The following is a 23,416-nucleotide window of genomic DNA, read 5'->3' as shown; positions in this document are numbered from 1 at the left end:
GGTCACTTCACCATCTGGAAGAGCGGGTGCTGCAGCCAGGAGGCGAGGAGATCGGCATCGACGACATGGCGGACCGCAACCTCATCCCACGCCGTCCGGTAGGGAATCTCGTGCCACCTTCCGGAAAGCGTGGCGATAGTTGCCCGGGAACGATCCTCCCATCGTCGGCGACCAGGGCCGGACTGCAGAGTCGATAGAGCGGAGACGCCCGGCGGTGGAGGTACCGGAAGCGGGCCATCGAGATCGATGAGGCCGCCGTATTGGCGGGCTATCGCCACAGCGAGCTGGGCGAGAAACCGGTGGTCATCCTTGCCGTTGACTGCTGCGGCCAGGACGATCTCGGTGATCGGGAGGAAGCCGGCCGCGCGCGTCAAGCAGACCGCCTCATCAGCGTCGTCGCATTCGTAAGGATCGGGTTCGATGAGCATCGGCCCGGTCTTCGACGACGGCTTCGCCATGCCGAGGTTGCGCGGTTCCCGAAGTGCCCACCAGTTATCTCTGTCCGGGCTGAGCGACTCCGACAGCCACATCCGGAATGCCCTGACGTCGTCAGCGGTCCACTCGACGGGCAGCAGAACTGCGGCGGAAGGCCCGGACACGATGACAATCATGCACCACGGCCGAGGGCACCTGGTATCCGCTCATGCCGCTGTCAAGGCGCGCGGTCGTTGGCGGGCTCGTCACCGTCCGTGTCGGCGAAAGGGTGCTGGTCTCCGAGCCGCGGCGCACCAACATGCCGAGAACAGTGCACCTGATCAAGGCGATGAGGTGCTGCGGTCCACCGTGCGCCCAGACCTTCTATGGGATGGGGTGGAAGGCCGGTGCCCGGCTCGCAGGCTGCGCTTCGGTCGTGCTGTGGACTACGCGGGCGTCGAGGGTGCGCCGCAGGTAGGGCAATGGCGCCGGCCCGTGCCGCGCGAACGGCGGCTCGGCGACCAACGCCCCCGTGCCACAAGGGCGAGCGACACCAGCATAGGTCCAATCGTGACCGCCAGCACCGACGCGACGACCATGGATGACCACTCCGGAATCACGGCCCGGCCGGAGCCGGAGTCGAGCACCGCGCCAAGCGGGTTCACCGCGAGCATCCCGATCGGGGCGAGCAGAATCAGCATCGCCCAAGCACCGCGAAAGTCGCGCCGGGCGGCCAAGCCGAGCGCGATCAGCAGCGTGCCGATCAGCAGCGCGACCGCAGCGGCGGGCAAGGCCGTCATGGTGAGATCGAAGTAGCCGGTCATAAAATCTAGGCTGGGCGCGGTACCGATGGTGATCGGCAGGACCGCCGCCGCAGCGGCGATCGGCATGAGCCGGACCCACCATTGGCGCTGGCCCGCCGCACCGAGCGCGACGACACCGAGCACGATCTGGGGCAGCAGCACCGCCAGCGGCGGGCGGGGCAATCCGGTCAGCGCCGCGGCCGGCACGATGCCGACAGTCACCAGTACGGCCAGGCCAACCGCCCAGCGCAACCATCGGCTGCTCGCCGCGACATGTACCACGGCGGCGAGCAACCAGGCCCCCCACGCCGCAACAGCGAGTGAGAGAAACGGCCCGACCCGCGAAGACCAGGGCGGTATGGAGGCAAGCACTTCAAAACCGGCCCACCAGGTCGCGAACGCGGTCGCCGTCATCAACGCGAGCAAGCCAGCGAGGCGGAAACCGGGACCGAGTCCCTGCGCGATCCTCAGATGCTGCCGCAGTCCACCGACCGCAAGGTCCGCGACGTCGCTGACGGAGGGTCTCCTGCGTCCGGGCGCCGCCAGGGACAGGTAAGTGTCCACCAGCTCCGAACCGCGCTCCCGCCGATAGTCGACCGGATAGAACAGCACCGTCCACCGCGCATAGCGGCGTTCCAGCCCGGTCACGGCAGAGCTGCCTCCATCCTGTTCTCCAGTGCGGTTATGCCAGCTCTCCACCGGGATCATGCGAGTCCACCACTTAGGCGAGGCGACGGCATAGTGGCGCGCAGCCGGGCGGTCGCCGCCTCGACGTTGCGGCGCATGCGTTCGGTCTCGACGGCCAGTACCTCACCACCCGGCTCGGCGAGTCGGTAGTAGCGGCGCAACCGGCCGTCGACGATCTCCTCCCGTTCGACGGCCACCAGGCCAGCGTCAACCAGCCGGTCGAGGGCGCCGTACAGCGTGCCGGGGCGCAGCGAGATACGGCCGTCGGAAAGCCGGGCCACCTCAGCGATCAAGCCATACCCATGCATCGGCTCACTGGCCAGGGCGGTGAGAATCAGGAACGTGGGTTCGCGCAACGGAGTCTCCACACACGGCAATATAACGGCTGCGAAGGTATGCCGAAAGATCGCCATCACAGCCGGCCGCAGGAGCACTCCACGCGGCTGCCACGACTGGGCTCAGTGACGCGCGGTACCGGCGCCGCGCATTGGGCAGGCCGGCCTCGAAGCGTAGTTCACCCGGGCCGCCCAGCCAGTGATGTCCGCACATGCCGCGAACAGCGCGTTCGTCGGGCAGCACGGCGGCGCCGTCCGTGCGGCCACGCGAACCGCTTCGAGCAGGCAGCGGCCGCCGGCCCCTAGTCCCTTCCACGGCCGGCGTCCTGCCCGGCACCGCGCTAATCTGCCGCGCATGGTCTACCGCGTCGGGGACGTGCTGCGTATCTCCTGCCCGTTCACGCCAACGGTCGTCACCGGCGTCGACGAGGCGCACGTCAGCGTCTGCTGGCCCTGGTGGGAGATCGACCCGGACGCGGAGGGCTCGCGCTGGAACGGCGAGGCGGCCCTGGGCCGCGCCGATCCGGACGAGCTGTATGCGACCGACCCGCCTGCCCTCTGCCTTGCAGCCGGTGATACCTGTCGGGTCGGTATCCCGGCGCGGATCATTCACGTTATCGATGTTCACGAGTACGATCCGCCGCAGGAGACGGGCTGGCTGCCCCGCCCGAGCCTGAGTCTGCTCGTCCTGTGCGCCGGCGAGGCTCCGGACGCGGCATCGGAGTTCCAGGGCACGAGCATCGAGCCCGGCGGCGGTGTTCCGTTCACGCTCGAACTGCTCTTCCGGCCGTACGCCTTCCTGGAGGCCAGCGACGACGTTGCCGACGCCGACGGTCGTGCCTGGCGCTTCGACGGTCCATGGACCTGGGCCGCTTACGACAGCGCGGGCGGCGTGCCCGCCTGGCCCCTGACCCTACTGACCGGCGGAGCGGATCCGGCGGCCGTCGCGACGGCGACCGCTACCGGATCCCACGAAACCGAAGCCGACCGCTGGCGCCGAGCGGCCGGCATACAACACGAAACCCCGCCCCGCTGAACAGGCCACAGCGCCGGAGCTACCCGCAGCCGGCTCAAGCATCCGGATCTGGCACCCCTCTGTGTCATCCATGAAGGAGCGGGGCCGGTCAAGGGTGGGGTTTTGACCCGGTGGCATTTGTTTTGCCCGTCTTCCGGCAGGTTTTCGGGCAGGCGTGTGCGGTGTCGGGGTCAAGGCTGGGCCGGAGGCCCACCCGTAGGGCTTGGCCTTGACGCCGGCGCCGTGGGCGCCATCGTGATGATGCCGGAAGACGGTGTTGTGGGGTGTGGTCGCGTCGCCAGGTTCCGACTGCTGCCGGAAGGGCAGGCCGAGGTGCGGCTGCCGGTCATCCATTCGCCCCGCCTGGGTTGGGGGGCATGGTGGGGTGCGACCGTGACCGGACGGGGTCAATCAAGCGGGCGGCCTCGCCGTCGGCCGACGGGGCCAGACACAGAACGGCCTCACGTCCGGTCACGTCCGAACCTGCTCACGCCACCGTCCTGGCCGGGTGCAGGGCACGGATGTGCCCGTCGGTGGCGATGTTGCGTCCGCGTCGCTCAGCATGGCCTGGTAGCCGTCGCGGTCGGTGCCGAACCGGCCCTGCCCGACCGTCTTCTCCCGAGCGTTAATGATTTCGATGGTGGCGGAACGCTTGTGTGGGTCCACGCCGATGATGACCCGGGCCATCGTGTCCTCCCTCGATCCGACAGTGTTCGTCGACGGGAGGGCAGCGCTACCTTGAGCCGGGCAGTCCCCTCTTGAGCCTCTCTCCGCCGCGGTGACCGGCGGGGCGCACGCCAGATGAGAGCCACACCAACCTGCGGTGGGCAGCCGCGATGAGAGCGACCCCACCGGTCACCTCGACCAAGCCTGGCCTGGCTGCGGTCGTACCACCAGTCAATAGGTAGCCGCGATGGGCGCTCCGAATGCTGGTGTACCGAACTACTCAGTGGCGGCTCGCTCTGGTGCCAGCCAAAGGGTCGCGCCTGCTGCGGTAAGCCGGTTGGCGAGCAGTGCCATCTCAGCAGGCGTGCCGAGAAGCCCGCTGCCGACCAGCGCTGCGAATGCACTGGTCGCCTCGTCGATCGTGGCACCCTGCTTGCGGAACACACGGAGGAGTCGCACTCTGATCAGGCGGCTGGCATCGGGGTCTGCCCGCATCCGGGCCAGGCCGACGCGGGCGATAAGCGCAGACCTCTCGATGGCGGGCATCTCGCCCCAACCATCCAGCTCCGTGGCGCGTCCACAACCCCTGCACCGGGTCGACACCGCCCAGGCGAGCCTGTCCCCATCGACCGTCTCGGTGACCACGCTAGCCGTCGCGGCCCCGCACTCCACACACGGCTCGATTAGCTCGTGCCCGGTCAACTCCGCTTCGCCCACCACCACACGTTAGCCGCGACAACTGCGAGACCCATGCGATAAAAGGATGGGGAGATCTCGGTATCCGCTCATGGCACCCCTTTATGTCAAGGCGCCGCTGACACAGGGTTTAGGGTGGTTGGTGGCGGGTCCGGGAAGTGGCTTGTCCGAAGGGCCGATGTCCGGGGTCAGGTCGGTCACGCTGGATTGCAGAGTCGTCCCCGAGTGCCCTCCCGGGTCCGCCGCATCTCTTCTCCTCTGGTCGGCGACCATGCGTGCGTAGACCACGTTGGACAGCCGGCGTTTGAGGGCGCGCATGGCTTCCATGGAGGTCTTCCCGGCGGCCTTTCTCGCGTCGAAGTAGGCGCGGCCTTGCGTGCGGTTGCGCAACTGGACCACGGCCATGATGTGCAGCGTGCGGTTGATCCGCCGGTTGCCGGCGCGGGAGAGCCGGTGACGCTTCTGGTCGCCGGAGGAGGCGTCCAGGGGTGCGGTGCCGTTGCAGGAGGCGAACCGGTCGCGGTCGGCGAACCGGCTGATGTCTCCGACGTCTGCCAGTAGGCGGGCCGCGCCTGAGGGGCCGATGCCGTGCAGCTCCATCAGGGTGGAGCCGCGGGCGGCCACCAGCTCCTTGAGGTCCTTCTCCGCGGCCTTGATCTTCTTGTCGATCCCCTCGAGTTCACTGATCAGCTCGACGGCGAGGCGGCGTCTGGTCTTGCCCACGATGTCGCGGGGTTTGACCGTGGCGATCAAGGCGCGGGCCTGTGGCGCGGACAGGAACTTCTTCGCCCCGCCGGGTAACAGTTCCAGCAGCAACCGGTGCAGCCGGTTGATGGTCTGGGTGCGGGCGCGGCCGAGCTCGTCACGCCGGTCGGCGAGCATGCCCATCACCTGCAGGTCCGGGTCGACCTGAATCTGCACCAGATTCGGGCTGTGTAGCGCCACCATCGCGACCGAGTGCGCATCCACCGGGTCGGTCTTGCGGCCGTTGCCGGTGGCGAACACCCGCACCTGCGCCGACAGTTTCGCGGGCACGTCGAGCACCGTCTCACCGTCGTGGACCAGGCGGTGGGCGATGTGTTTGCCGATGCCGTTGCAGCCCTCCACCGCCCAGACCCGATCCGCATACCTGCGACCGGCAGCGAGCATGTCGGCGTAGCCGGCCTTGTCGGTGCCGTACCTGCCCGTAGCCAGCACCCGACCGCGTTCGTCGACGACCTCGATGGTGGCTGAACGCTTGTGCGGGTCCATCCCGATGATCACGCTCATCGGCGCCTCCCTTGGCTGAACTCGACGGAGTTGTCAGCAAGGAGGGCACCGCTACTTCGAGCAGAACAACCCCTTTCCAGCCACTCCTCGCGCGGTGCCCGGCGAGACCGCAGGCCATGAGAGAGCCACACCAATGACACCGGTGGGCAGCCGCAATGTGGGAGCGTCTCGCCGGGCACCTGGACCGAGTCTGGCCGGACACCGGTCCTGGACCAAGTCTCTAAGTAGCCGCGGACAGCGCGTTCGCGATGGTTGTGCTCAGGGCTATCGCCGCTGTCGGCGGCCCTGGATATTGGCGTTCTGGGTGAGGTCGGCGCGTAGCTGGGTGCGGGTGCGCATCAAGATCCGTCCGAGCACGTTCTTGCCGGTGCCACTCCGGCCGCGTCCCCAGTAGTGGTCAGTGCTGGTGTCCTCGACGATCTCCTCGTCGCCGGTGTCCAACAGGATGGCGCGGATGTCGGCATGGGCGGTGAACTTGGCCGTCACGGCGCGGCGCATCACGTCGTCTTTGACCCGTTCCCAGTCGCGGCGCAGCGGCCGGGACCGGTCGCGGCCCAGCTCGGCGGCCCGCAACGGGGTCGCCGTCCGCCGGATGAGTTCGGCGTGGCGGGTGCCGGGGAACTTCTGGGCCTGGAAATAGTGCTCGGAGGTCGTCCACCAGTGGCCGTCGAGGTCGAAGCCGTGGCCGGAGAAGTTGGAGAAGCAACCGTACGGAACCTCGTCGGCACCGTAGAAGTAGATCGTCATCTGGGCCTCGGAGCGGGGGTCGGGGACCTGCACCGTGTCACAGGCATCGACAGAGCGGCAACCGAGTTCGCTGGCCACCATCCGGATCTGCCGCAGACAACGCGCGGGGTCGGCGCCGATCGCCGCTAGATAAGCACCAGCGCAGACTACGTTCGGTAGCCGAGAGCAGCGACAGTCAGCCCATGGTGGGGCCAGTCATGGCCCGTCCCGGTGGAGCCCATCTCGTCCGTCATAGCCACCTGTGGCTGTCAGGCGGAGCGGGACGTGCGAGGTTTGCGTTTGGTGTCGCGGGTGTCGGCCGTGCGGCGCTCGCTGTCGTCCTTTGTTTGTTGGGATAGCCGCTCGACGAGGGCGTCGATGGCGCTGGCGTCCTGGGGCTCGACCTTCTTCGCGGCGGCCTGTCTGATCACGGTGGCTTCCCCGACCACCGGCTTGGGCGGGCGAGTCTTCATCGTGAACGCCGGTGTCTGGCGGCCGTCGGCGACCAGGCGGGTCGCGGCGGTGTAGGCGTCGAGGTGGGTCAGGTCGTGCTCGTCGAGTTCCGGCAGGGTGTGGCGGGCCAGGACGCGGGCGTCCTCGGGGGCGCAGGAGAAGTAGACCTTGTTGCGGGCGTTCGCCGAGGCGGCGGCGAGGAGGTCTTTCGGGAACTGGGCGAGGTCCTGGTGCGACAGCACGAGGGACAGCCGGTACTTGCGGGCTTCGGCGAGCATCGTGTCGAGGCTGTTGGCGAGGGTGAGGAAGTTCTGCGCCTCGTCGATGATCAGCGTGGCGTCGCGGCGCTTGTCGGGGGCGATCTTCGCGCGGGCGGTCGCGGCCTGCCACACCTGCGCCAGGATCAGGGAGCCGAGCAGTTTGCTGGTGTCCTCCCCCAACTGCCCCTTCGGGATACGCACGAGCAGCGCCCCGCTGTCGAGGACCTTGCCCATGTCGAAGCTCGACTTGGGGTAGCGCATGGTGCGTTTGACGAAGTCCCGCAGCAGGAACGCGCGCAGCCGGGCGAGGACCGGGCCGATGACCTGGGAGCGCAGGGCCGGGTTGAGTTCGTCGTACCACTGCCAGAAGCCACGCAGTCCGGCCGGGTCGTCGAGGTCGACGGTCATCGCGGAGCGGAACTGCGCCGAGTTGAGCAGCGGTGGGATGTGCTGCAGGGTGACGTTGGCGTGGCGTAGCAGGGTGAGGCAGGCGACGCGCATGACGTCGTCCATGCGGGGTCCCCACGCCTTGGCGAAGATGTTTCCGAAGATCGACACGAGGTTGTCGACCACGAGGTCGGGGTCGTCGCCGGCGAGGGGGTTGATTGTCGGCGGGTTGGGCTGGTCGGGGTCGAACAGCACCACCCGGTCCGCGACGGAGGCGGGGAGCCGGTCGAGGATGTCGAGGACGAGGTCGCCGTGGGGGTCGATGACGACGGTGCCGCGGCCGGCTTTGATGTCGTCGACGGCCATGTTGACCAGCAGTGTCGTCTTGCCGCTGCCGGTCGACCCGATCACGTGCAGGTGATATCTCGAATCCGGCACGGACAGGGCGACGCCGTGCCCGCCGACCTGCGCGTCGCCGAGGACCTTCACGCCCCGTCCGCCGGTGGGCACGGCGACCGGCGCCGGCATGGATTTGGCTCGGGCCCGGTCCAGGCCCGGCACCGCCAGGTCGCGGGGCAGGGCGGCGAGCGCGGCCAGCTCGGGTGTGGCGGTGAGGAACCCGCCGCCGAGGCGCCGTTGGGCCAGCACGGCGGCGGGATGGGGCATGCGGGTGCGGTGGGTGAGGCGGTTACGTCCGGAGTACACCGCGAACGCCGAGGCGATGGTGTCGGCGATGCCCCGCACCCGGGGGCGCTGGTCGGTGGTGGCGCGTCGGGTGTCCTTGGCGACGGCGTAGCGCACGGCGGTCTCCCACAGCGGGTGGGAGGTCTTGTCGAGGATGGCCCGCACGTCGCGTTCGATTCCCGGGTCGCGGTGGCCTGTCGCTGCGGGCCGGGTGGTGGTGTGGGTGGGGCGGCCGGGCAGGAACACCTCGACGAGCCACAGCAGCGGCGCGGCGGGGTTGATGGCGGGCAGGGCGGTCTTGCCGTCGCGTAGCCGCGTCGCGGCGCGGCGGGCGCGCAGGGCGCGGCGGGCGGCTGCGGGCCGTGCGAGGACCTGCACGCAGGCGTGCTCGTCGGCCCGCAGTCCCGATCCGGCGGACATCAGGGCGCGTAGCGGGTCGTTGTCGTGGTCGGTGTGCAACGGCAGCCATTCGGCGGTGGTGGGTAGCAGGTGCCCACCTACCACCGTCGGCGCATCGAGCGGTATCGGCGGCGGCGCGGAGTCGTCGGTGGTGCAGGTGGCGCCGGGCCATGCGGCGCGTACGGCGGCCTCGACGGCGCCGGGTGGGACGGTGCCGGGTACCCACATGCTGATGAGCAGCCGCCGGCCGGTCCAGGTGTACTGCCACACCACGTGTGGGCTGCCGTAGAGCAGCCGGCGGCGGCGCGACGGGGTGAGGGTGCCGGCGAGGTTGGCCCACAGCGCTGCGGCGCTGTGGGGGTCAACCTCGGGTGGCGGGGCGATGGTGACATGGCGGGCCCCGTCGGCGTGGCGGCGATGCCGCCAGGCCGCGAGGAGGTTACGGCCGGCAACGTAGGTGACCAGCGCGGCCGCGGCGACGGCGAGCAGCCAGGGCTTCTGTGCCGCCCAGGCGGCGGCGTCGTGAACCCACCGGGTCGCCCCGGTCGGGGGTGCGACGCCCACGCCGGGCCCGTTCGGGGCAGGCACAGGCGTGGGCGTGGGGACGGTTGCGAGGTGGGCGGCGGGCGTGGTCACAGGTCCTCCTCGTCGTCGAGGTCGGCCAGCTCGCTCGGCCTCGTGGTGCACAGCTGGTGCTCGGCGTCGGAGGCGATGGCTTCGAAGCTGGTCCGGTTGGTGCCGGAGATCAGCAGGCCGGTGCCGACGCGGGCGGTGAGCAGGAGCCGGCGTTCGCCGGCGGTGAGGCCGAACGTGTCGCCGATGGCGTCGATGGCCTGTGGTGCCTGTTTGAGCAGGACCTGGGTGGCGGCGTTCGCGACGACGGCTTGGCCGAGGTCGCTGCCGAGGACGTCGGCGACGTCCTGGGTGATCACGGCCAGGCCGGCGTGGCGTTTCCGGGCGGCCTTGGACATGCGGAACAGGAACCGGGCGCCTTCCCCGTCGCGCATCAGCAGCCACGCCTCGTCCACCACCACGAGCCGCCGCGTGGTGGAGCGTCCGGGCGCGTCGACTTGCCGCCAGATCGCGTCGAGGGCGAGGAGGGTGCCGACGGTGCGCAGCTCGTCGGGCAGGTGCCGCAGCGACCACACGACCAGGTGCCCGTCGGGGCGGGTGGTGGTCGGAGCGTCGAACAGGTGCGAGAACGAGCCGTGCACCCACGGGGCGAGGCGGGCGGTGAGCTGCCGCGCGGCGGGGTCGTCGTCGGCGTGCAGGCAGTCGGCGAGGTCGCGCAGCAGTGGGGCGGGCCGGTGGTGTGTGGCCGGGTCGGCGGTGATGCCGGCGTTGCGGTAGGCGGCGAGGATCGCCCGGTCCAGTGCGGCCCGTTCCGCTGGGGGCGGTTGCTGGCCGAGCAGCACCGCGATGAGGGTGTGCAGGAACAGTCCTCGGCGGGTGAGGACGTCGGGGCGGGGGTCGCCGGTGGGCAGGTCGAGGGGGTTGACCTTCACCTCTGCCATGCCGAGGCGCACCACGGTGCCGCCGACCGCGTCGGCCAGGCGCAGGTATTCGTCTTCGGGGTCGATGACGGCGACGTGCACCTGCTGGTAGAGGTTGCGCAGGATCTCCAGCTTCAGGAAGTAGGACTTGCCGGCGCCGGAACGCGCGAGGACGACGGAGTTGTGGTTCTCCTGCGCCCAGCGGTCCCACCACACGATGCCCTGCGAGTCCGGGTTCACGCCGTAGAGCACCCCGCCGTCGGCGGGCGGGTCGCCGGGCAGCGGTGCGGGCAGGTCCGCCGAGGCGAGGGGGAACGCTGCGGCGAGGGCCGCGGTGTCCATGGTGCGGCGCATCTGCAGGCTGTCGGTCGCCAAGGGCAGGGTGGTGGTCCAGCCGGCGAGGTGCCGCCACGTGGCGGGCTGCACCTCGATCAGGGTTGACGCGGCGGCGGCTTTCACCTGCGCGCAGGCTTCGAGGAGTTCGTCTTCGGTGCGGGCGTGCACGGTCAGGTAGAGGCCGACGCGGAACAGCTTCGCCGCGCCTCGGGCGAGCCGGTTGGCCAGGTCCGCGGCGTCCTCGGCCGCGGCGTCCACCGTCGGGTCGGGTAGTTTGCCCCGCTCGGCGTCGGCCCGTCGGGAGGATTCGAAGCGGGCGCGCTGGTTGCGTAGCCGGGTCGCGGCGACCGGTGGGGGCAGTGGGTCGATGTGTAGGGCGAGGTCGAGACGGCCCGGCCAGGACAGCAGGGGTTCGAGCCAGGCGGGGCCGACCTCGGCCGGGTAGCCGGTGACCACGAGGGTGGCGGCGTAGCCGTCGCCGACGCGCAGCATCCGCGGGGTCACCTCCACCGAGGCGGGGGCGACGGCCGCCGCCAGGCGTTGGGGCTTCCGGTCGCTCTCGGCGGGCGGGGTACGGGGGCGCAGCTTCATGTCTGTCGGCTCCTTCCGTTTCCGCGTTGGCGGGGCGTCGGTGAGGTGATGACGGCATCCGGCGCGGCGAGGCCGCCGGGTCGGGGCGGCCGGTAGGGGTCGGCGGCGGCGGCGATCGCGGCGGTCACCGCCGCCCCGTCGAGGGCTCGGGTGGTGACGCCGAGGCCGGACAGGGCGCGGACGGTGTCGTCGGCGCGCCGCCGGGCCGCGTGTTCGCCCCGCTCCCCTGGGCTGGTGCGGGTGACGATGAGGACCTGCCGGCGCAGCGGGTCCCGCCGGGCCGCGAGGTCGTCGAGGAAGCGCGCGTGGTCGGCCGCCGCGTCCGTCAGGGCCGGATGCGGAAGGCCTTGCATGGCTTGGGAGAGGCTGCGGGCGGCGCGGTGCAGGTCGACCGGCTGCGCGGACACGACGATCTGGGTTGGGGTGGACAGGCTGTTGAGCCACCGGCCGAACGTGTCGATCAGGGCGGCCTGCTCGTCGGTGGTGCGCAGCGCGAGGTTGACGCTCGACGCGGCGACCATCGCCGCCCGCCCGCCGCCGAGGCGGATCTCCCCGCTGTCGTCGATCGCGTCGGCGGGCAGCGTCAGCGGCGCCGGCAGCATCACCCTGCTCTTCGGGGCCTGCACCCAGTCCGGCGTCGCCGACGTCGTGTCCGTCGTCGACAACGCGCGAGGCGCCCGGGTGTGCCGGACGGCGGCGAGCAGCCACACATCCAGGGGCAGCCCGTCACGGCGGCCCACGGCGATGCCGAAGGCTAGACCACCGAGCACCACGGCGAGGCCGATCAGCACCGGCACCGGCACCAGTTGGTGCAGCAGCCGCCAGGCGCCGTAGAAGGCCAGGGCGGCGACGGCGAGGATCGCCAACTGTCGGAACGTCAGCCCGTAGGCGACTTTGTCCGGGGCGTCGACGTCGGCGGGCATCCGCGTGCGGCCCGCGTCGGACCGGTCGGGGTGGGTGTTCATCGGCCCACCGCCTTCAGCGCACGGCCGAGGCCGGGGATCGAGCGGGTGACCTGCTGCACGACGATGACCCGCACGGCCGCGCCGATCATGTTCGTGCCGCGGCCGCTGCCGCCGGCGCTGACGTATCGGCTCATCAGGGTCGGCACCCGCAGCGTGGTCCAGAGCATGACCATGACGACGAACAGGTTGAGCACCCCGCCGGGCTCTCCCGGTAGGCCGAGCACGGGCAGCATGTGCTGCGGGTCGGTGAGCATCCAATGCCCGGCGTAGAGGGTGAAGCCCTGCACCACCGGCACCGCCAACACGCCGGCGTAGGCCTTCCACCACAGGCGGGCGACAGGGTCGGTCTGCGGCAGCGCGTGACACGCCAGAGCCAAAGGCGCGAAGGCGGTGAGGACGAGCACGACGGCGAAGCGGACGATCACGCTGAACGCCGTACCGGCGAGCAGGACGGCGATGATCGCCGCGCAGATCACGAACAGCAGGATCGCGGTCTTGTCCTGCCCGGCGGTGATGTGCGTCTTGATCGCCCGCAGCGCGCCGTCGCTGTCCCCTTGCGGGGTCGTGAGGGCTGTGGTGAGGGCGTTGGCGAGGTCGATGAGCATGCCGCACCACAGCTGGGAGAAGTGCGCGGCGACGAACCCGACGATCAGTCGTGGCATGAGGTCCTTGATCGTGTATCGGGTGGTTTCGCTGCCGCCGGCGGTCATGGTGAGCACGCCGGCGGCGGTGAAGGCGAGAACGAAGACGGTGTCCACGACGAGCACCGAACGGCCGGTCAGGGCCTGCACCTGCGGCAGGGCGGTGACGTTCGGGGTGATCAGCAGCGCGCTGCTGATCACCCCGAACAGCGCGTCCAGGGTCGCCAGGATCTTCTCCGCCAGCCAGGTGAGGATCTGGTCCAGCAGGAAGCCCATGACGCGTCAGCCTCCGACGATGCTCTGGACGACCTGCAGCAGGATCGGCGCCAGCACGGCCAGGCCGTAGCCGACCAGGGCGTTGCGCAGCGCCCCCTTGGCCCGCTCGACCTGTGCCGGGTCGCCCCCGGCGGTCGCCCAGTACACCCCGGCCAGAATGAGGAACAGGGTGGCCACCGAGGCGAGGATGCCCATCAGCCAGGTCTGCAGGTTGGAGATCACGGTGAACAAGTCATTCGCCGCTAGGACCACCGGCCGACCGGGGTCGGCGTTCGCGGCGGCGGGCGCGGACAGCAACACGACTGCGGCGGCGGTCACCGTGGCCGTGCGGCGCATGGCGCGGGATCGGGTGAGGGCACGAAGACGTGCCGGGATGCGGGACATGAGCGGGTGCACCTCCGGCCCCAGCCGACACTGCGACGGCGGGGCGATCGTGGGCGGTCAGGATGGTGACCGCCGCCGAGGGGCGCGGGCAGGGACAGCACCACGAACCACGGCGTCCCCAGGAGGAGCACGTCCTCCCTTGTCGGGTAGCGGTGTGTTCGATGAGGTGTCAGCGCACCAAACTGCGCGGCACCCGGAGACGTCCGGCACGCGGGGCGCCCGGTGTGAGCCCGGCCCCCTGACGGCGGGCGGAACCATGGGGCCCGCCGCGTGGCGGGCGAAATGGTCTCGCACTCTTAAACCGCCGTTTGTGTGCTCTGGCGAACGCCTGCCCTTCTCACAGCGACTCACAGCCACTGACAGAACGCGGCGCCGCTGCTGCTGCCCGCAGCCGGCCGAGTTCGCCGGCCGCAGGCGGGCAGGTGAGGCGGCGGGCGTGGGGGCGGGTGAGTGAGCCGGCAGATGTGGGACATGCCGCGGCGCCCGCACCGGGAAGCCGGTGGGGCGCCGCGACAACCAGATAGCAGCGGTGAGCTCAGGCGGCGGCTGCCGCCTGAACCGTATCGTGCCGGGCGCGGTGACGGCTGGCGGCGCGTAGGTTGGTCCGCCGTTCGGCCTGCGCGGCGAGAGCGTCGGCGGCCTGCGGGGACGCCACCCCGGTCAGCAGACCGGTGGCGAGGGCTTCGGCGATGCGGGTGTCGATGCGGCCCAATCGCATCCGTAGGGCGTCTGTGGTGATGCCCATCCGGGCGGCGATCGGTTCGATCGCCCGGCGGCCCAGCCGCACGTCGATGTAGGGCTGCTCGTCGCAGGGGTCGAGAATTCCCAACCGGGCGGCGCGGCTGACCAGCACGTCCGGATGCCCGTAAGGCACCTGCGGGGCACGCGGCCCGGTGACATGCTCCACGTCCTCCACCGGCGTGGCCTCGCCGGCCTGCTGGCGCAGCTTGTAGCCGGCGCGCCAGCCGGCGCGACACAGCGCCGCGTACGGGGCGGGCTGGGCGAGGTCCACGTGGTCGCGTAGCGCCGCCAGGAACCCGGTCAGGACCTCCGCCTCGATGTCGTCGGGATCGCCTCGGTATCCGTCGCACAACTGGCGGGTGTAGCGGCGCAGCGCGGGCATGGCCATACCGACCGCGCCGATGACCCACTGCGGCCCATCCAGCCGAGCGCGGCGGATCACCTCGGCCCACACCGCGTCGCGCGCCTGAAAGTCGCGCGGGTGCGCCAGCAGCCAGTCCCGCACCGCCGGCAGCGGCATCACACCCGCAGGCAGGCCCACGTCCGGGTCGAACACGTCCAGGTCGACCGACAGAGGGTCGGGACCGCTGGTCAGTGCCGCGAATGCCACGTCAGCGGCGTCCAGCGGAGAGTCCGGCCACTGCGTAAGAGACACGCTCATGATTGCCACTCCTTACGAAAGGGATGCGGTGTCGCCGTCAACTCGGGCGACGACTGGGCAGCCGATTACGCCACAGCCAACTCACACGAGCTGACACCGCAGGTCACGGCGGTGATGCCACCACCGGACCCGCCGTCACCGCGACGCCCGCGCCTGCCACCCAGACGCCCGCTCCATCCGATGACGCGACGCTGACTGTTTGCCGCTGGGCAGGGCTGTGAGTGACGACCGGTCTCGCGCCGCCGGTCCGCCCACACCCCGACCGCACACGTTCAGCGCTCCTCACACCGACCCGTCGCGACACTCACAGCCACTCACATGCGCTCACAGCGGCTCACCGGCGCTCACACAGCGCTCTCTCCACTCCCCGCCGTTGAGTGACAAGCGACGACGGATCTCGGTGCACCGTTTGAGCGCATGGTTGGCGGCGCCGAGTGCCGGCCGCCCGACCCTCGTCGCCGCCGCCGACACCTCCGCGCCGAAACGCCACAGTCGCCGCGGTGACATGGACAACTGCACGCACCGCGTGTCACCGAGGCCAGCGCCGACGTGACCGAAGCCGGGTGTCACGGCGACAATGCCAGAGAGGCATGTCGATGGAGTCGGCCATGGTGACAACGCCTGCCGGTCACGGCGGCCACGCCATCGCGGCGCGCGTGGCGGGACAGCCGGCGATGGCGGCGCACTGTGACACGGCCACAGTTAGACATTTACGACTGTCGTTGACATCCGTGCCCGCCGGCGTCGCTGAGCAGGACTTTGACACCGGTCACGAGTGCGCAGCGCAACTGGCCAAGCAGCGCCGGACACGGTCGCGGACACGCCATCAGTCCCGCGCGACCGTCACGCCGATGACATCGGAGTCACGCGTCCCGCGGCCAGCGTCCGTCCAGTCACCGACAGCCGCCGGGCGGCAGGGCACACGCTCACCCCACCGTGCGGCGGACATGATGACACCACGTCATGTCATCGACGCACGGCGATGACATGACGTGACCCGCCAGCGACGACACCGTGGGATGCATCGCTGACAGGAGCCGGCAATCGGTGTGTCCAGCCCGCCGTCCGCGCGGTGAACCGTCACGCATGCGCGCCGTCGTGGCGGGGTTGTCCGCCGCCGTGCTGTGAGCGGCTGTGAGTAGGGCAGGCGTTCGCCAGAGCACACAAACGCGGGTTTAAGGGTGTCAGCGCACTGCACGCGCGGCGCGGAGCCGACACCACATGAGCGAGCACACGCCGCAGCATCACCCCGACCCTGTCCACCCCGTCGGCCCGCCCGCGGTCGACCCGACCCTGATCGACCTGGTCGCCGGCGACCCGCCGGTTCCGGTCACCGTGTGGCGCACCGCCCGCGGGCCGGCCGACGCCGGCCGCAGCATCGGCGCCCGACTGGCCTACCGACTCGTCGCCGCCTACACCCGACCCGGCGAGGTCGTCGTCGACCTCACCGCCGACCACGCCCTGACCGCCGTCAGCACGGCTGGCGGCCGGCGGCACCACCCGGGCTGGTTCACCGACGCGTCCAGCCTGATCATCGGCCCGGCCACCCCACCGGCACGCCCCGACCCCGCCGCCTTGAGCGAGGACGGCGACGACGTGCCGGACATGAGCGCGTGGTTCGGTGACGACCTCACCGAACCCGACCTGCCCACCGAAGCGACCTCCACCGTCCCCGGCAGCGCATCCCTGGCGGAGGCGACGAGCCTGGTCGTGGCCTGCTGGCCGCTGGACCCCGACAACACCACCAACCGGGTCCGGCTGGCGTGGCTGCTGACCGCGTGCGCGCGGCTCCTGCGCCCCGGCGGCTGCCTCGTCCTGGTCGTCACCGTCCCCGCCGCCGCCGGTCGGCCGGAGGACTTCACCCCGGTAGCCACCGCCGCCGCGCAGGTGGGCCTGGGCTACCTGCAGCACATCGTCGCCGTCGCCGCCGACACGGACGGCGACGCGTTCGTCTACCACGTCACCGACGAGGAACTGCTCACCCTCACCCACCAGAGCGACCCGCAGCGGTGGGCAGTCGCGCACCTGCGGGTCCACGCGGACCTCCTCGTTTTCTCGCCCGTCTCGTCCGCCGCAGGTTCAGCGCCGGGACGGGGGTGAGCACCGTGGCTGAGCACACCCCGTTCCCCACCGACCCACACCAGCCGACCCAGGACACCGCCCGGGACCACGGCGGCCAGCGCCACGCCATGCGGCCGGAGGGTCTGTCAGTGTGGGCGACCGCCCAGCAGACCGGGCCGGTGCAGCGACGCGGCCGGTACGTCCCGGAATCGGTCAAACACCCGGCCCGAATGCTCCCAGCGATCGCCGCCCACGCCGTGGGCGCCTACACCCAGCCCGGGGACCTCGTCCTCGACCCGATGTGCGGCATCGGCACCACTCTTGTCGAGGCCATCCACGCCGGCCGTGACGCCATCGGCGTGGAGTACGAGCCGCGCTGGTCGAACATCGCTGATGCCAACATCACCCACGCTCACGCCCAGGGCGCCACCGGGCGGGCGTCGGTGGTCCGCGGCGACGCCACCCGCCTGGCCGCGCTGCTGCCAGCTGCTCTGGCGGGACAGGTCGCTTTGGTGGTCACCTCTCCCCCATACGGGCCGACCGTCCACGGCCTGGTTCGACCCGGAGCCGACGGAGTGGCGAAGTTCGACAACGCCTACAACGACGGCACCGACCGCGGCAACCTCGCCTACCGCGATCTCACAGGCCTCGCCGACGGATTCGAGCAGATCCTGCGCGGCTGCGCCCTGCTGCTACGCCCCGGAGGCACCGTGGTGGTCACCGCCCGGCCATGGCGCAAGCACGGCCAGCTGGTCGACCTGCCCAGCGCCGTGATCGCCGCTGGTGTCCGCGCTGGTCTGGTGCCGACCGAGCGGTGCGTCGCGCTGCTCGCGGCTGTGCGCGATGGGCAGCTCGTCGCTCGGCCGTCGTTCTTTCAACTCCAGGCCGTGCGCAAGGCGCGCACCGCCGACACCCCGCTGCACCTGATCACGCATGAGGACGTGCTGATCTTCCGCCGACCACAGCCCGACGACCCGAGTTCAGGAATCCCGAAGGACGCCGCCGAGGGCGGGGTGGTCGCGTGAGCGTACCCACCCGCCGATACCTGAGCCTCGGCGCGGGCGTCCAAAGCTCCACCGTCCTGCTCCTCGCCGTGCGCGGGGAGATCCCCATCTTCGACGCGGCGATCTTCGCCGACACCGGCTGGGAACCCGCCCCGGTCTACACCCACCTGCGCCGCCTGCTGCGGCTCGCCGCCCCGGCCGGGATCCCGGTCGTGCGAGTGTCGGCGGGCAACATCCGCCACGACGCCCTCGACCCGGCCCACCGGTTCGCCAGCATGCCACTCTTCACGCTCGGGCCCGGCGGCGAGCGCGGGATGGCACGGCGGCAATGCACGTCCGAGTACAAGATCAAACCCATCAAGGCGGAAGTGCGGCGCCGGCTCGGCTACCCGCACCCGGCCCGCATCCCGGTGGGTGTGGTCGCCGAGATGGCAATCGGGATCAGCCTCGACGAGATCGGCCGGGCCCGCGACGCCGACGTCGCCTACATGCGCAACATCTTCCCATTGCTCGACCTCGGTTGGCGGCGCGAGGACTGCCTGACCTACGACGACACCGCCGCCAGCACCCGGTTACAGGTTTGGCCGCCAACAAGCGGCCGTTCCCGGCGGTCAACGCGAGGTCCAGCCTCTGGGCCTTGCGGCTCGACGAACGGGTTCGCAACCACTCGATGAAACTCACCGCCAGCGCAGGCCGGAACTCCTCGACCGTCAAGCCATGCTCGTGCAGAAACTGGTACAGCTTCTGCAAGTCGTACGCATAGGCACGGACCGTGTTCGGCGAATAGTCGCGCACCGTCAACAGGCGGAGGAACCCGGTCACATCGGCCACGGGCACGCCGGTGTCGTCAACCAGCTCCACCGCCGGCCGCCCGGGCCGGGCATCAACAACCTTCGTCACACGCACGCTGGACAACGTAGGGGCTCAACGAGTCGTCCGCAGAATCGCCAGTACCTCAACTGTCCAGATAAGAAGGTGGGCACACCCACAACACACCGGCAACGAGGTGCGGACTTTGCCGACACCGTGCGCCCGTGACGGCAAAGGCCCCGGCCACCAGTACGGACTGCCCGACCTCGTCGAACCCGGCGGCACCCGCCACAACCTGCTACCCACACGGACGAGGACCGACAGCAGCACCCGCACCAACACCACCGCCCGCACGAACCCGACCGATCACCACGGGCGAACGGTGACCGACGCCGCCCGGCTGCTGCCCACCCCACGGGCCAGCGACACCGGCACGCCAGGGCGACGCGCCGGCACGGGCTTCCGGCCGCCGCTGTCGCAAGTGCTACTGCCGACACCACGCGCCACCGACGGGGCGAAAGGCTGCCCCGGGCAACGGGGCTCCCACGGCGACCTCACCCTGCCATCAGCGGCGGTGCGGGTCCTGCCCACACCCCGCGCGTCCGACGCGCGAGGACCCGGCATACACGGCGACGGGGGAGCGGACCTGCGCACCACCATCGCCAGCCTCGGGCCACTCGATGAGCAGCGGTGGGGCGCCTACGCCGCCGCCGTCGCCCGCTGGGAGCTGCTGCTGGGCCGGCCCGCACCCCACCCGACTCAAACCGGTCGGCACGGCAAGCCGGTGTTGGCCCCGCCGTTCGTCGAATGGCATCTCAATCACGAAGTCAAGGGCGGCGCCGTCGGCTCGGCTTTGGTTCCGGTCGTTCCGACGATCCGCCGGGCTTCGGCGAAGATCTCGTCGTTGATGTCCTGCTCCGTCATGTCGGTGTACTCCAGGGTGTCGTACACGTCGTCGAGTTCGACGAGGCGTTCGGCGAGTGGCAACCTGTCATGGCCGATGGTGGAGTGCGCCCACACAGCCAGGTCCAGGGGAGGCAGAAGCCCAGCTAAGACTCGCGACGCCATGATCGTGACCGCCGCTTCCTGCCCAGCGTGGCTGCCGCGCGGGTAGTAGCTGAGCCCCACGTCCTTCAGTGCGGCTTCGAGCAGTTCGGGGACTTCCTCGTCGGCATGCCGGGCGTGAACGCCGGCGAGCGTGGCCAGGTTGAGTCCGTCGAAGCCGGCGACCAGCAGTTCGCAGGCGAGGTCGACCAGCTCGGCTGCGGTGACCTGGCCGACGCTCCACAGCGCGGCGGCTTCGTTCATCCGGGCAAGGGCTTTGTCGCGCTCCACGCGCCCATCCTGGATCGCCAGGTGGTGAAACGCCCGTGATTTACCCGAGAGACGTTAGGCAGCACGCGCAGGCGCGACCGGCTGGAAGCACCGGCTGTCGCGTAGCAACGCCCACAACACGTCGACGCGCCTGCGGGCCAGGGCTATCAACGCCTGTCGTGGCCTGCGGCCTTCAGCTCTCTTGCGGTCGAAGTACTCGCGGTTCGGACCGTCGAACTTGAGGCTGGTCAGGGCCGACATGTAGAAGACCCGGCGCAGGGTGCGGCTGTAGTGCTTGGGACGACGCATAATTCCGACTCTGCGGCCGGACTCGCGCGGCACCGGCGCTAGGCCGGCGAAGGCCGCGAGGTGATCGGCGTCGCGGAAGTTGCGAGTGTCGCCGATGACGGCCAGAAACTCCGCACCGAGCACGGGCCCCATCCCGGGCATGCTCAGGATGATCTGCGCCTGCGGGTGTTGACTGAACAGCTCTGCGATCTCCGCGTCGAGTTCCTGGATCCGGCGGTGCAGGCCCAGCAGGTAGTCGGCCATCTGCTGAATCAGCCGGGCAGTAGCCCTCTGCCCAGGCAACTGAACCGTCTGGGCCTGGGCGGCCGCCCACGCCTTGTCCGCCAGGGTGCTGGCCCGCCGGGCCTGGCGCTCCTTGAGCTGACCGGCGATCTCATCCCGTCCTGCCTGCCGGATCGCTTCGGCAGTCTGGAACAGCGTCAGCAGGATCAGCGGACCGCGCTTAGCGAAGTTGAACGTCTTCTCCAACGCCGGAAAGGTACCGGTCAGGTAGTCGCGCAGCCGAGTAATGGTGCGCGTCCAGTCGGTTGTCAGATCGGCCCGGTGCGCGGTGAGGATCGCCAGCTCGGCGACCAGCTCCGGCTTGACCGTCAACGCGGACAGGTCCCGGCGCATGCGCGCTGTCTCAGCGATGATCCAGGCGTCCTTCGCGTCGGTCTTGCCCTCGCCGCGGAACGCGCCCGACATGCGGTGCACGGTCCGGCCGGGCACGTACACCAGGCGCTGTCCGGCCGACAGCAGCAACGCGATGGCCAACGCCGCCGGGCTGCCCGCCAGATCGATCGCCCAGGTCACCTCCTGGGCGGTGTCTCGTCCCTTGGTGATCAAATTCTCGATCGCCGCCTGGTCGTTGACGACCCGCTGCGACCAGATCACCCGTCCGCGATCGTCGACGGCTGTCGCGTGGTGCGCAGCCTTGCCGGCGTCGATCCCGATCCAGGCCCGTTCCAACCTTTCCTCCCCACAACGACATCGAAGGTTCCCAACGGAGCACCCCGCCAGCACAGCCTTAGACAGCGACGATTCGCGGCTCTCAATAAGCGGCCAGAGCGTCCAGAAGGAGCCGGCGGCCATACCACTCAGGCCACCGGACGGCGTCATGGGCCAAGCCACACCCGGCCCCTCTGGGTAGTCCAGATGATCTCACCTGGACGATCGAAAACCCTAAGGCTCATGGGGCTACCCGCTCACTGGGTCACAGACCCCACCCTCGCACTGCCCCGCACCGCCGCGCTGCGCGTGCTCGGCAACGGCGTCGTCCCCGCCCAAGCGGCGACCGCGCTCCGTCTTCTGCTCTGCCGGCATCGCTGACCTCGGCCACTGGCGGTTCTTCACGGGCAGCCATCACCGCTGCCCGCGAAGAACCCCTCAAGCCTTCGTCACCCCAATCATCTGGAGCCCTCATGCCCTCCAACCCGCCCCGATCCCGACGCCGGCCACCGCCATCCGCAACCCCATCCACCCACCGAACCATCCCCACCGACGACCAGCAGCCTCGCCTCTACACCCCCGCCGAAGCCGCAGCCCTGCTGCGCGTCCCGGAATCCTGGCTGCGCCGCCGTGCCAGCCGCCGTCAAATCCCCCGCACCTTCCTCGGCAAACACCTGCGCTTCTCCGCCGCCGACCTCACCGCCATCATCGCCGCCGCCGCCGAACCCGCCACCGGACGACGGCGAACCCGCCGTCCCCCACGCCCCGCCACCACCGACTTGCCACACGCCAAGAGTCACGCGTCAATCAGCGACGCACCACAGCCACACCGAACGGAGTAACCATGGCCTGGGTGGAAAAGCGCGGCACCCGCTTCCGCGTCCGCCTCCGCACGACCGACGGCACCGTCACCACCGACTCGGTGCACGACCTGCGCGCCGACGCCGTCATCCGCGCCAAAGAAATCGACGTGGAACTCGCCCGAGACACCTTCATCGACCCCCGCGGCGGCCGAATCCCCCTCGGCGAATGGGTACCGATCTGGGAGTCAACACATCAAGCAGCCCCAGCCACCTGGTCGGCCTACCGCAGCCACCTACGCCTACACATCCTGCCCACCCTCGGCCACCTACCCCTGGTCGACATCCGCCGCCAGCACATCAAGACCCTCGCCGTCGCCTCGGCAAGCGCCTGGCACCCCGATCCGTCGCAGACGTGATCATGGTGCTGTCGATGATCCTGCAAGAAGCAGTCGAAGACCGCCGACTCCCCTTCAACCCCTGCCGAGGAATCCGCATCCCCAAAGGCATCCGCGCCGAACGACCCCACGCCACCGCCGAACAAGTCGCCGCCATCGCCGCCCGCCAAGCCCGCCCCTCCGACGAGCTCATGATCCTCACCGCCGCCTACACCGGCATGCGATGGGGAGAACTCGCCGGCCTCGCCCGCAGCAACCTCGACCTCACCACCGGCAGCATCTACATCCACCCCGACACCGGCGCACTACACGAAGTCGACGGCAAACTGTTCCTCGGCCCACCCAAGACCAACGACTCCGTCCGCCACATCCGCCTACCCCGCTTCCTGACCAACCTCCTCGCCACACACCTCACCGACAGCCCGCACGACATCGTCTTCCCCGGCGCACGCGGCTACCACCAGCGCCGCTCCAACTTCAACCGCCGCGCCTGGACCCCCGCCGTCGCCGGCAACCCCCAACGAGGCATCCCACCGATCCTGCCCGGCATGCACTTCCACGACCTGCGCCACACCCACAAGACCTGGCTCATCGAAGACGGCATCCCCGAAATCGCCCAAGCCCGCCGCCTCGGACACCGCCTCGCCGGCGTAAGGGGCATCTACAGCCACGTCACCGAACCGATGATCACTAACCTTGTCGACGCACTGCACCGCCGCTGGGAAAGCACCAAACCCGACCGCCCCGACGGCACCATCCGGCAACTGCGCCCGGTCGCCTGATACCCCTCAGGGAGATGATGAGGACATGCTGCAGGCGTTCGTCACGAACCCGGAGCCACGCGTTGGCCACCACGATCCAGTGCACTCAATATAAGTCGGTCATTTCACGGGCACGGTGTAATTCGA

General features: G+C 70.2%; 23 protein-coding genes and 1 pseudogene. 8 read left to right on the top strand and 16 right to left on the bottom strand.

Annotation, left to right across the window (positions count from 1 at the left end; all coding sequences use genetic code 11):
- Positions 1-2: 2 nt before the first annotated feature.
- The 3 genes from ACZ6Q9_RS30030 to ACZ6Q9_RS30020 all read right to left on the bottom strand — a co-directional run bounded on the left by ACZ6Q9_RS30030 (position 3) and on the right by ACZ6Q9_RS30020 (position 2,272).
- On the bottom strand, positions 3-611 hold the full coding sequence (locus ACZ6Q9_RS30030) for a DUF6368 family protein (protein WP_396830622.1): 609 nt from the start codon (positions 609-611) through the stop codon (positions 3-5).
- Positions 612-860: 249 nt separating this feature from the next.
- Positions 861-1,865: a hypothetical protein gene (locus ACZ6Q9_RS30025; RefSeq protein ID WP_396830624.1), complete on the bottom strand. Its 1,005-nt coding sequence runs from the start codon at positions 1,863-1,865 to the stop codon at positions 861-863.
- Positions 1,866-1,921: 56 nt separating this feature from the next.
- Positions 1,922-2,272, bottom strand: a complete 351-nt coding sequence (locus ACZ6Q9_RS30020) for a PadR family transcriptional regulator (protein WP_396830626.1) — start codon at positions 2,270-2,272, stop codon at positions 1,922-1,924.
- A 322-nt stretch (positions 2,273-2,594) separates the two neighbouring features.
- On the opposite strand from ACZ6Q9_RS30020, the gene ACZ6Q9_RS30015 reads away from it, so the two are divergent.
- Positions 2,595-3,275: a hypothetical protein gene (locus ACZ6Q9_RS30015; RefSeq protein ID WP_396830628.1), complete on the top strand. Its 681-nt coding sequence runs from the start codon at positions 2,595-2,597 to the stop codon at positions 3,273-3,275.
- A gap of 450 nt (positions 3,276-3,725) precedes the next feature.
- On the opposite strand, the gene ACZ6Q9_RS30010 is transcribed toward ACZ6Q9_RS30015, so the two are convergent.
- The 10 genes from ACZ6Q9_RS30010 to ACZ6Q9_RS29965 all read right to left on the bottom strand — a co-directional run bounded on the left by ACZ6Q9_RS30010 (position 3,726) and on the right by ACZ6Q9_RS29965 (position 14,882).
- Complete coding sequence (locus ACZ6Q9_RS30010; RefSeq protein WP_396830630.1) at positions 3,726-3,941, bottom strand: hypothetical protein; 216 nt, start codon at positions 3,939-3,941, stop codon at positions 3,726-3,728.
- A gap of 255 nt (positions 3,942-4,196) precedes the next feature.
- Positions 4,197-4,466: a hypothetical protein gene (locus ACZ6Q9_RS30005; protein WP_396830631.1), complete on the bottom strand. Its 270-nt coding sequence runs from the start codon at positions 4,464-4,466 to the stop codon at positions 4,197-4,199.
- Positions 4,467-4,718: 252 nt separating this feature from the next.
- On the bottom strand, positions 4,719-5,885 hold the full coding sequence (locus ACZ6Q9_RS30000) for an IS110 family RNA-guided transposase (RefSeq protein ID WP_396830633.1): 1,167 nt from the start codon (positions 5,883-5,885) through the stop codon (positions 4,719-4,721).
- Between the two features lie 264 nt (positions 5,886-6,149).
- Positions 6,150-6,632, bottom strand: a complete 483-nt coding sequence (locus ACZ6Q9_RS29995; RefSeq protein ID WP_396830634.1) for an NADAR family protein — start codon at positions 6,630-6,632, stop codon at positions 6,150-6,152.
- Between the two features lie 248 nt (positions 6,633-6,880).
- A complete protein-coding gene (locus ACZ6Q9_RS29990) occupies positions 6,881-9,358 on the bottom strand; it encodes a type IV secretory system conjugative DNA transfer family protein (RefSeq protein WP_396830635.1) in 2,478 nt (825 codons plus the stop codon).
- Between the two features lie 68 nt (positions 9,359-9,426).
- The gene (locus tag ACZ6Q9_RS29985) at positions 9,427-11,214 is read right to left on the bottom strand and encodes a VirB4 family type IV secretion system protein (protein ID WP_396830637.1); all 1,788 of its coding nucleotides are present in this window, start codon (positions 11,212-11,214) and stop codon (positions 9,427-9,429) included.
- Positions 11,211-12,179 (bottom strand): PrgI family protein, encoded by a 969-nt coding sequence (locus tag ACZ6Q9_RS29980; RefSeq protein ID WP_396830639.1) that lies wholly within the window; start codon positions 12,177-12,179, stop codon positions 11,211-11,213. Before ACZ6Q9_RS29980 ends, ACZ6Q9_RS29985 begins: the two co-directional genes overlap by 4 nt.
- The gene (locus ACZ6Q9_RS29975) at positions 12,176-13,096 is read right to left on the bottom strand and encodes a TrbL/VirB6 family protein (RefSeq protein WP_396830641.1); all 921 of its coding nucleotides are present in this window, start codon (positions 13,094-13,096) and stop codon (positions 12,176-12,178) included. Before ACZ6Q9_RS29975 ends, ACZ6Q9_RS29980 begins: the two co-directional genes overlap by 4 nt.
- 6 nt (positions 13,097-13,102) lie before the next feature.
- Entirely contained in the window at positions 13,103-13,480 is a 378-nt protein-coding gene (locus tag ACZ6Q9_RS29970; protein ID WP_466021448.1) for a pilin, read from the bottom strand.
- A 535-nt stretch (positions 13,481-14,015) separates the two neighbouring features.
- Complete coding sequence (locus ACZ6Q9_RS29965; RefSeq protein WP_396830643.1) at positions 14,016-14,882, bottom strand: hypothetical protein; 867 nt, start codon at positions 14,880-14,882, stop codon at positions 14,016-14,018.
- 1,221 nt (positions 14,883-16,103) lie between these two features.
- On the opposite strand from ACZ6Q9_RS29965, the gene ACZ6Q9_RS29960 reads away from it, so the two are divergent.
- The 3 genes from ACZ6Q9_RS29960 (at position 16,104) to ACZ6Q9_RS29950 (ending at position 18,621) form a co-directional block, all read left to right on the top strand.
- A complete protein-coding gene (locus tag ACZ6Q9_RS29960) occupies positions 16,104-16,982 on the top strand; it encodes a hypothetical protein (RefSeq protein ID WP_396830645.1) in 879 nt (292 codons plus the stop codon).
- Positions 16,979-17,968: a TRM11 family SAM-dependent methyltransferase gene (locus ACZ6Q9_RS29955; protein WP_396830646.1), complete on the top strand. Its 990-nt coding sequence runs from the start codon at positions 16,979-16,981 to the stop codon at positions 17,966-17,968. Before ACZ6Q9_RS29960 ends, ACZ6Q9_RS29955 begins: the two co-directional genes overlap by 4 nt.
- Positions 17,969-18,036: 68 nt before the next feature.
- Entirely contained in the window at positions 18,037-18,621 is a 585-nt protein-coding gene (locus ACZ6Q9_RS29950) for a hypothetical protein (protein ID WP_396830678.1), read from the top strand.
- Between the two features lies 1 nt (position 18,622).
- On the opposite strand, the pseudogene ACZ6Q9_RS29945 reads toward ACZ6Q9_RS29950, so the two are convergent.
- From ACZ6Q9_RS29945 to ACZ6Q9_RS29935, 3 genes and pseudogenes are all read right to left on the bottom strand, one after another.
- Positions 18,623-18,742: pseudogene (locus ACZ6Q9_RS29945) on the bottom strand (site-specific integrase); the annotation flags it as partial.
- A gap of 834 nt (positions 18,743-19,576) precedes the next feature.
- Entirely contained in the window at positions 19,577-20,092 is a 516-nt protein-coding gene (locus ACZ6Q9_RS29940; protein WP_396830648.1) for a hypothetical protein, read from the bottom strand.
- A gap of 54 nt (positions 20,093-20,146) precedes the next feature.
- A complete protein-coding gene (locus ACZ6Q9_RS29935; RefSeq protein ID WP_396830649.1) occupies positions 20,147-21,331 on the bottom strand; it encodes an IS110 family RNA-guided transposase in 1,185 nt (394 codons plus the stop codon).
- A gap of 222 nt (positions 21,332-21,553) precedes the next feature.
- Between ACZ6Q9_RS29935 and ACZ6Q9_RS29930 the strand changes: the two genes are divergently transcribed.
- From ACZ6Q9_RS29930 to ACZ6Q9_RS29915, 4 genes are all read left to right on the top strand, one after another.
- Positions 21,554-21,691, top strand: a complete 138-nt coding sequence (locus tag ACZ6Q9_RS29930; protein ID WP_396830651.1) for a hypothetical protein — start codon at positions 21,554-21,556, stop codon at positions 21,689-21,691.
- Between the two features lie 92 nt (positions 21,692-21,783).
- On the top strand, positions 21,784-22,152 hold the full coding sequence (locus ACZ6Q9_RS29925; protein WP_396830652.1) for a helix-turn-helix domain-containing protein: 369 nt from the start codon (positions 21,784-21,786) through the stop codon (positions 22,150-22,152).
- A 2-nt stretch (positions 22,153-22,154) separates the two neighbouring features.
- The gene (locus ACZ6Q9_RS29920) at positions 22,155-22,529 is read left to right on the top strand and encodes a tyrosine-type recombinase/integrase (protein WP_396830654.1); all 375 of its coding nucleotides are present in this window, start codon (positions 22,155-22,157) and stop codon (positions 22,527-22,529) included.
- 2 nt (positions 22,530-22,531) lie between these two features.
- Entirely contained in the window at positions 22,532-23,290 is a 759-nt protein-coding gene (locus tag ACZ6Q9_RS29915) for a tyrosine-type recombinase/integrase (RefSeq protein ID WP_396830677.1), read from the top strand.
- Positions 23,291-23,416 lie beyond the last annotated feature (126 nt).

It is taken from the genome of Micromonospora sp. NPDC049139 (assembly GCF_055586845.1).
This window is presented reverse-complemented; position numbering and strand designations above follow the sequence as displayed.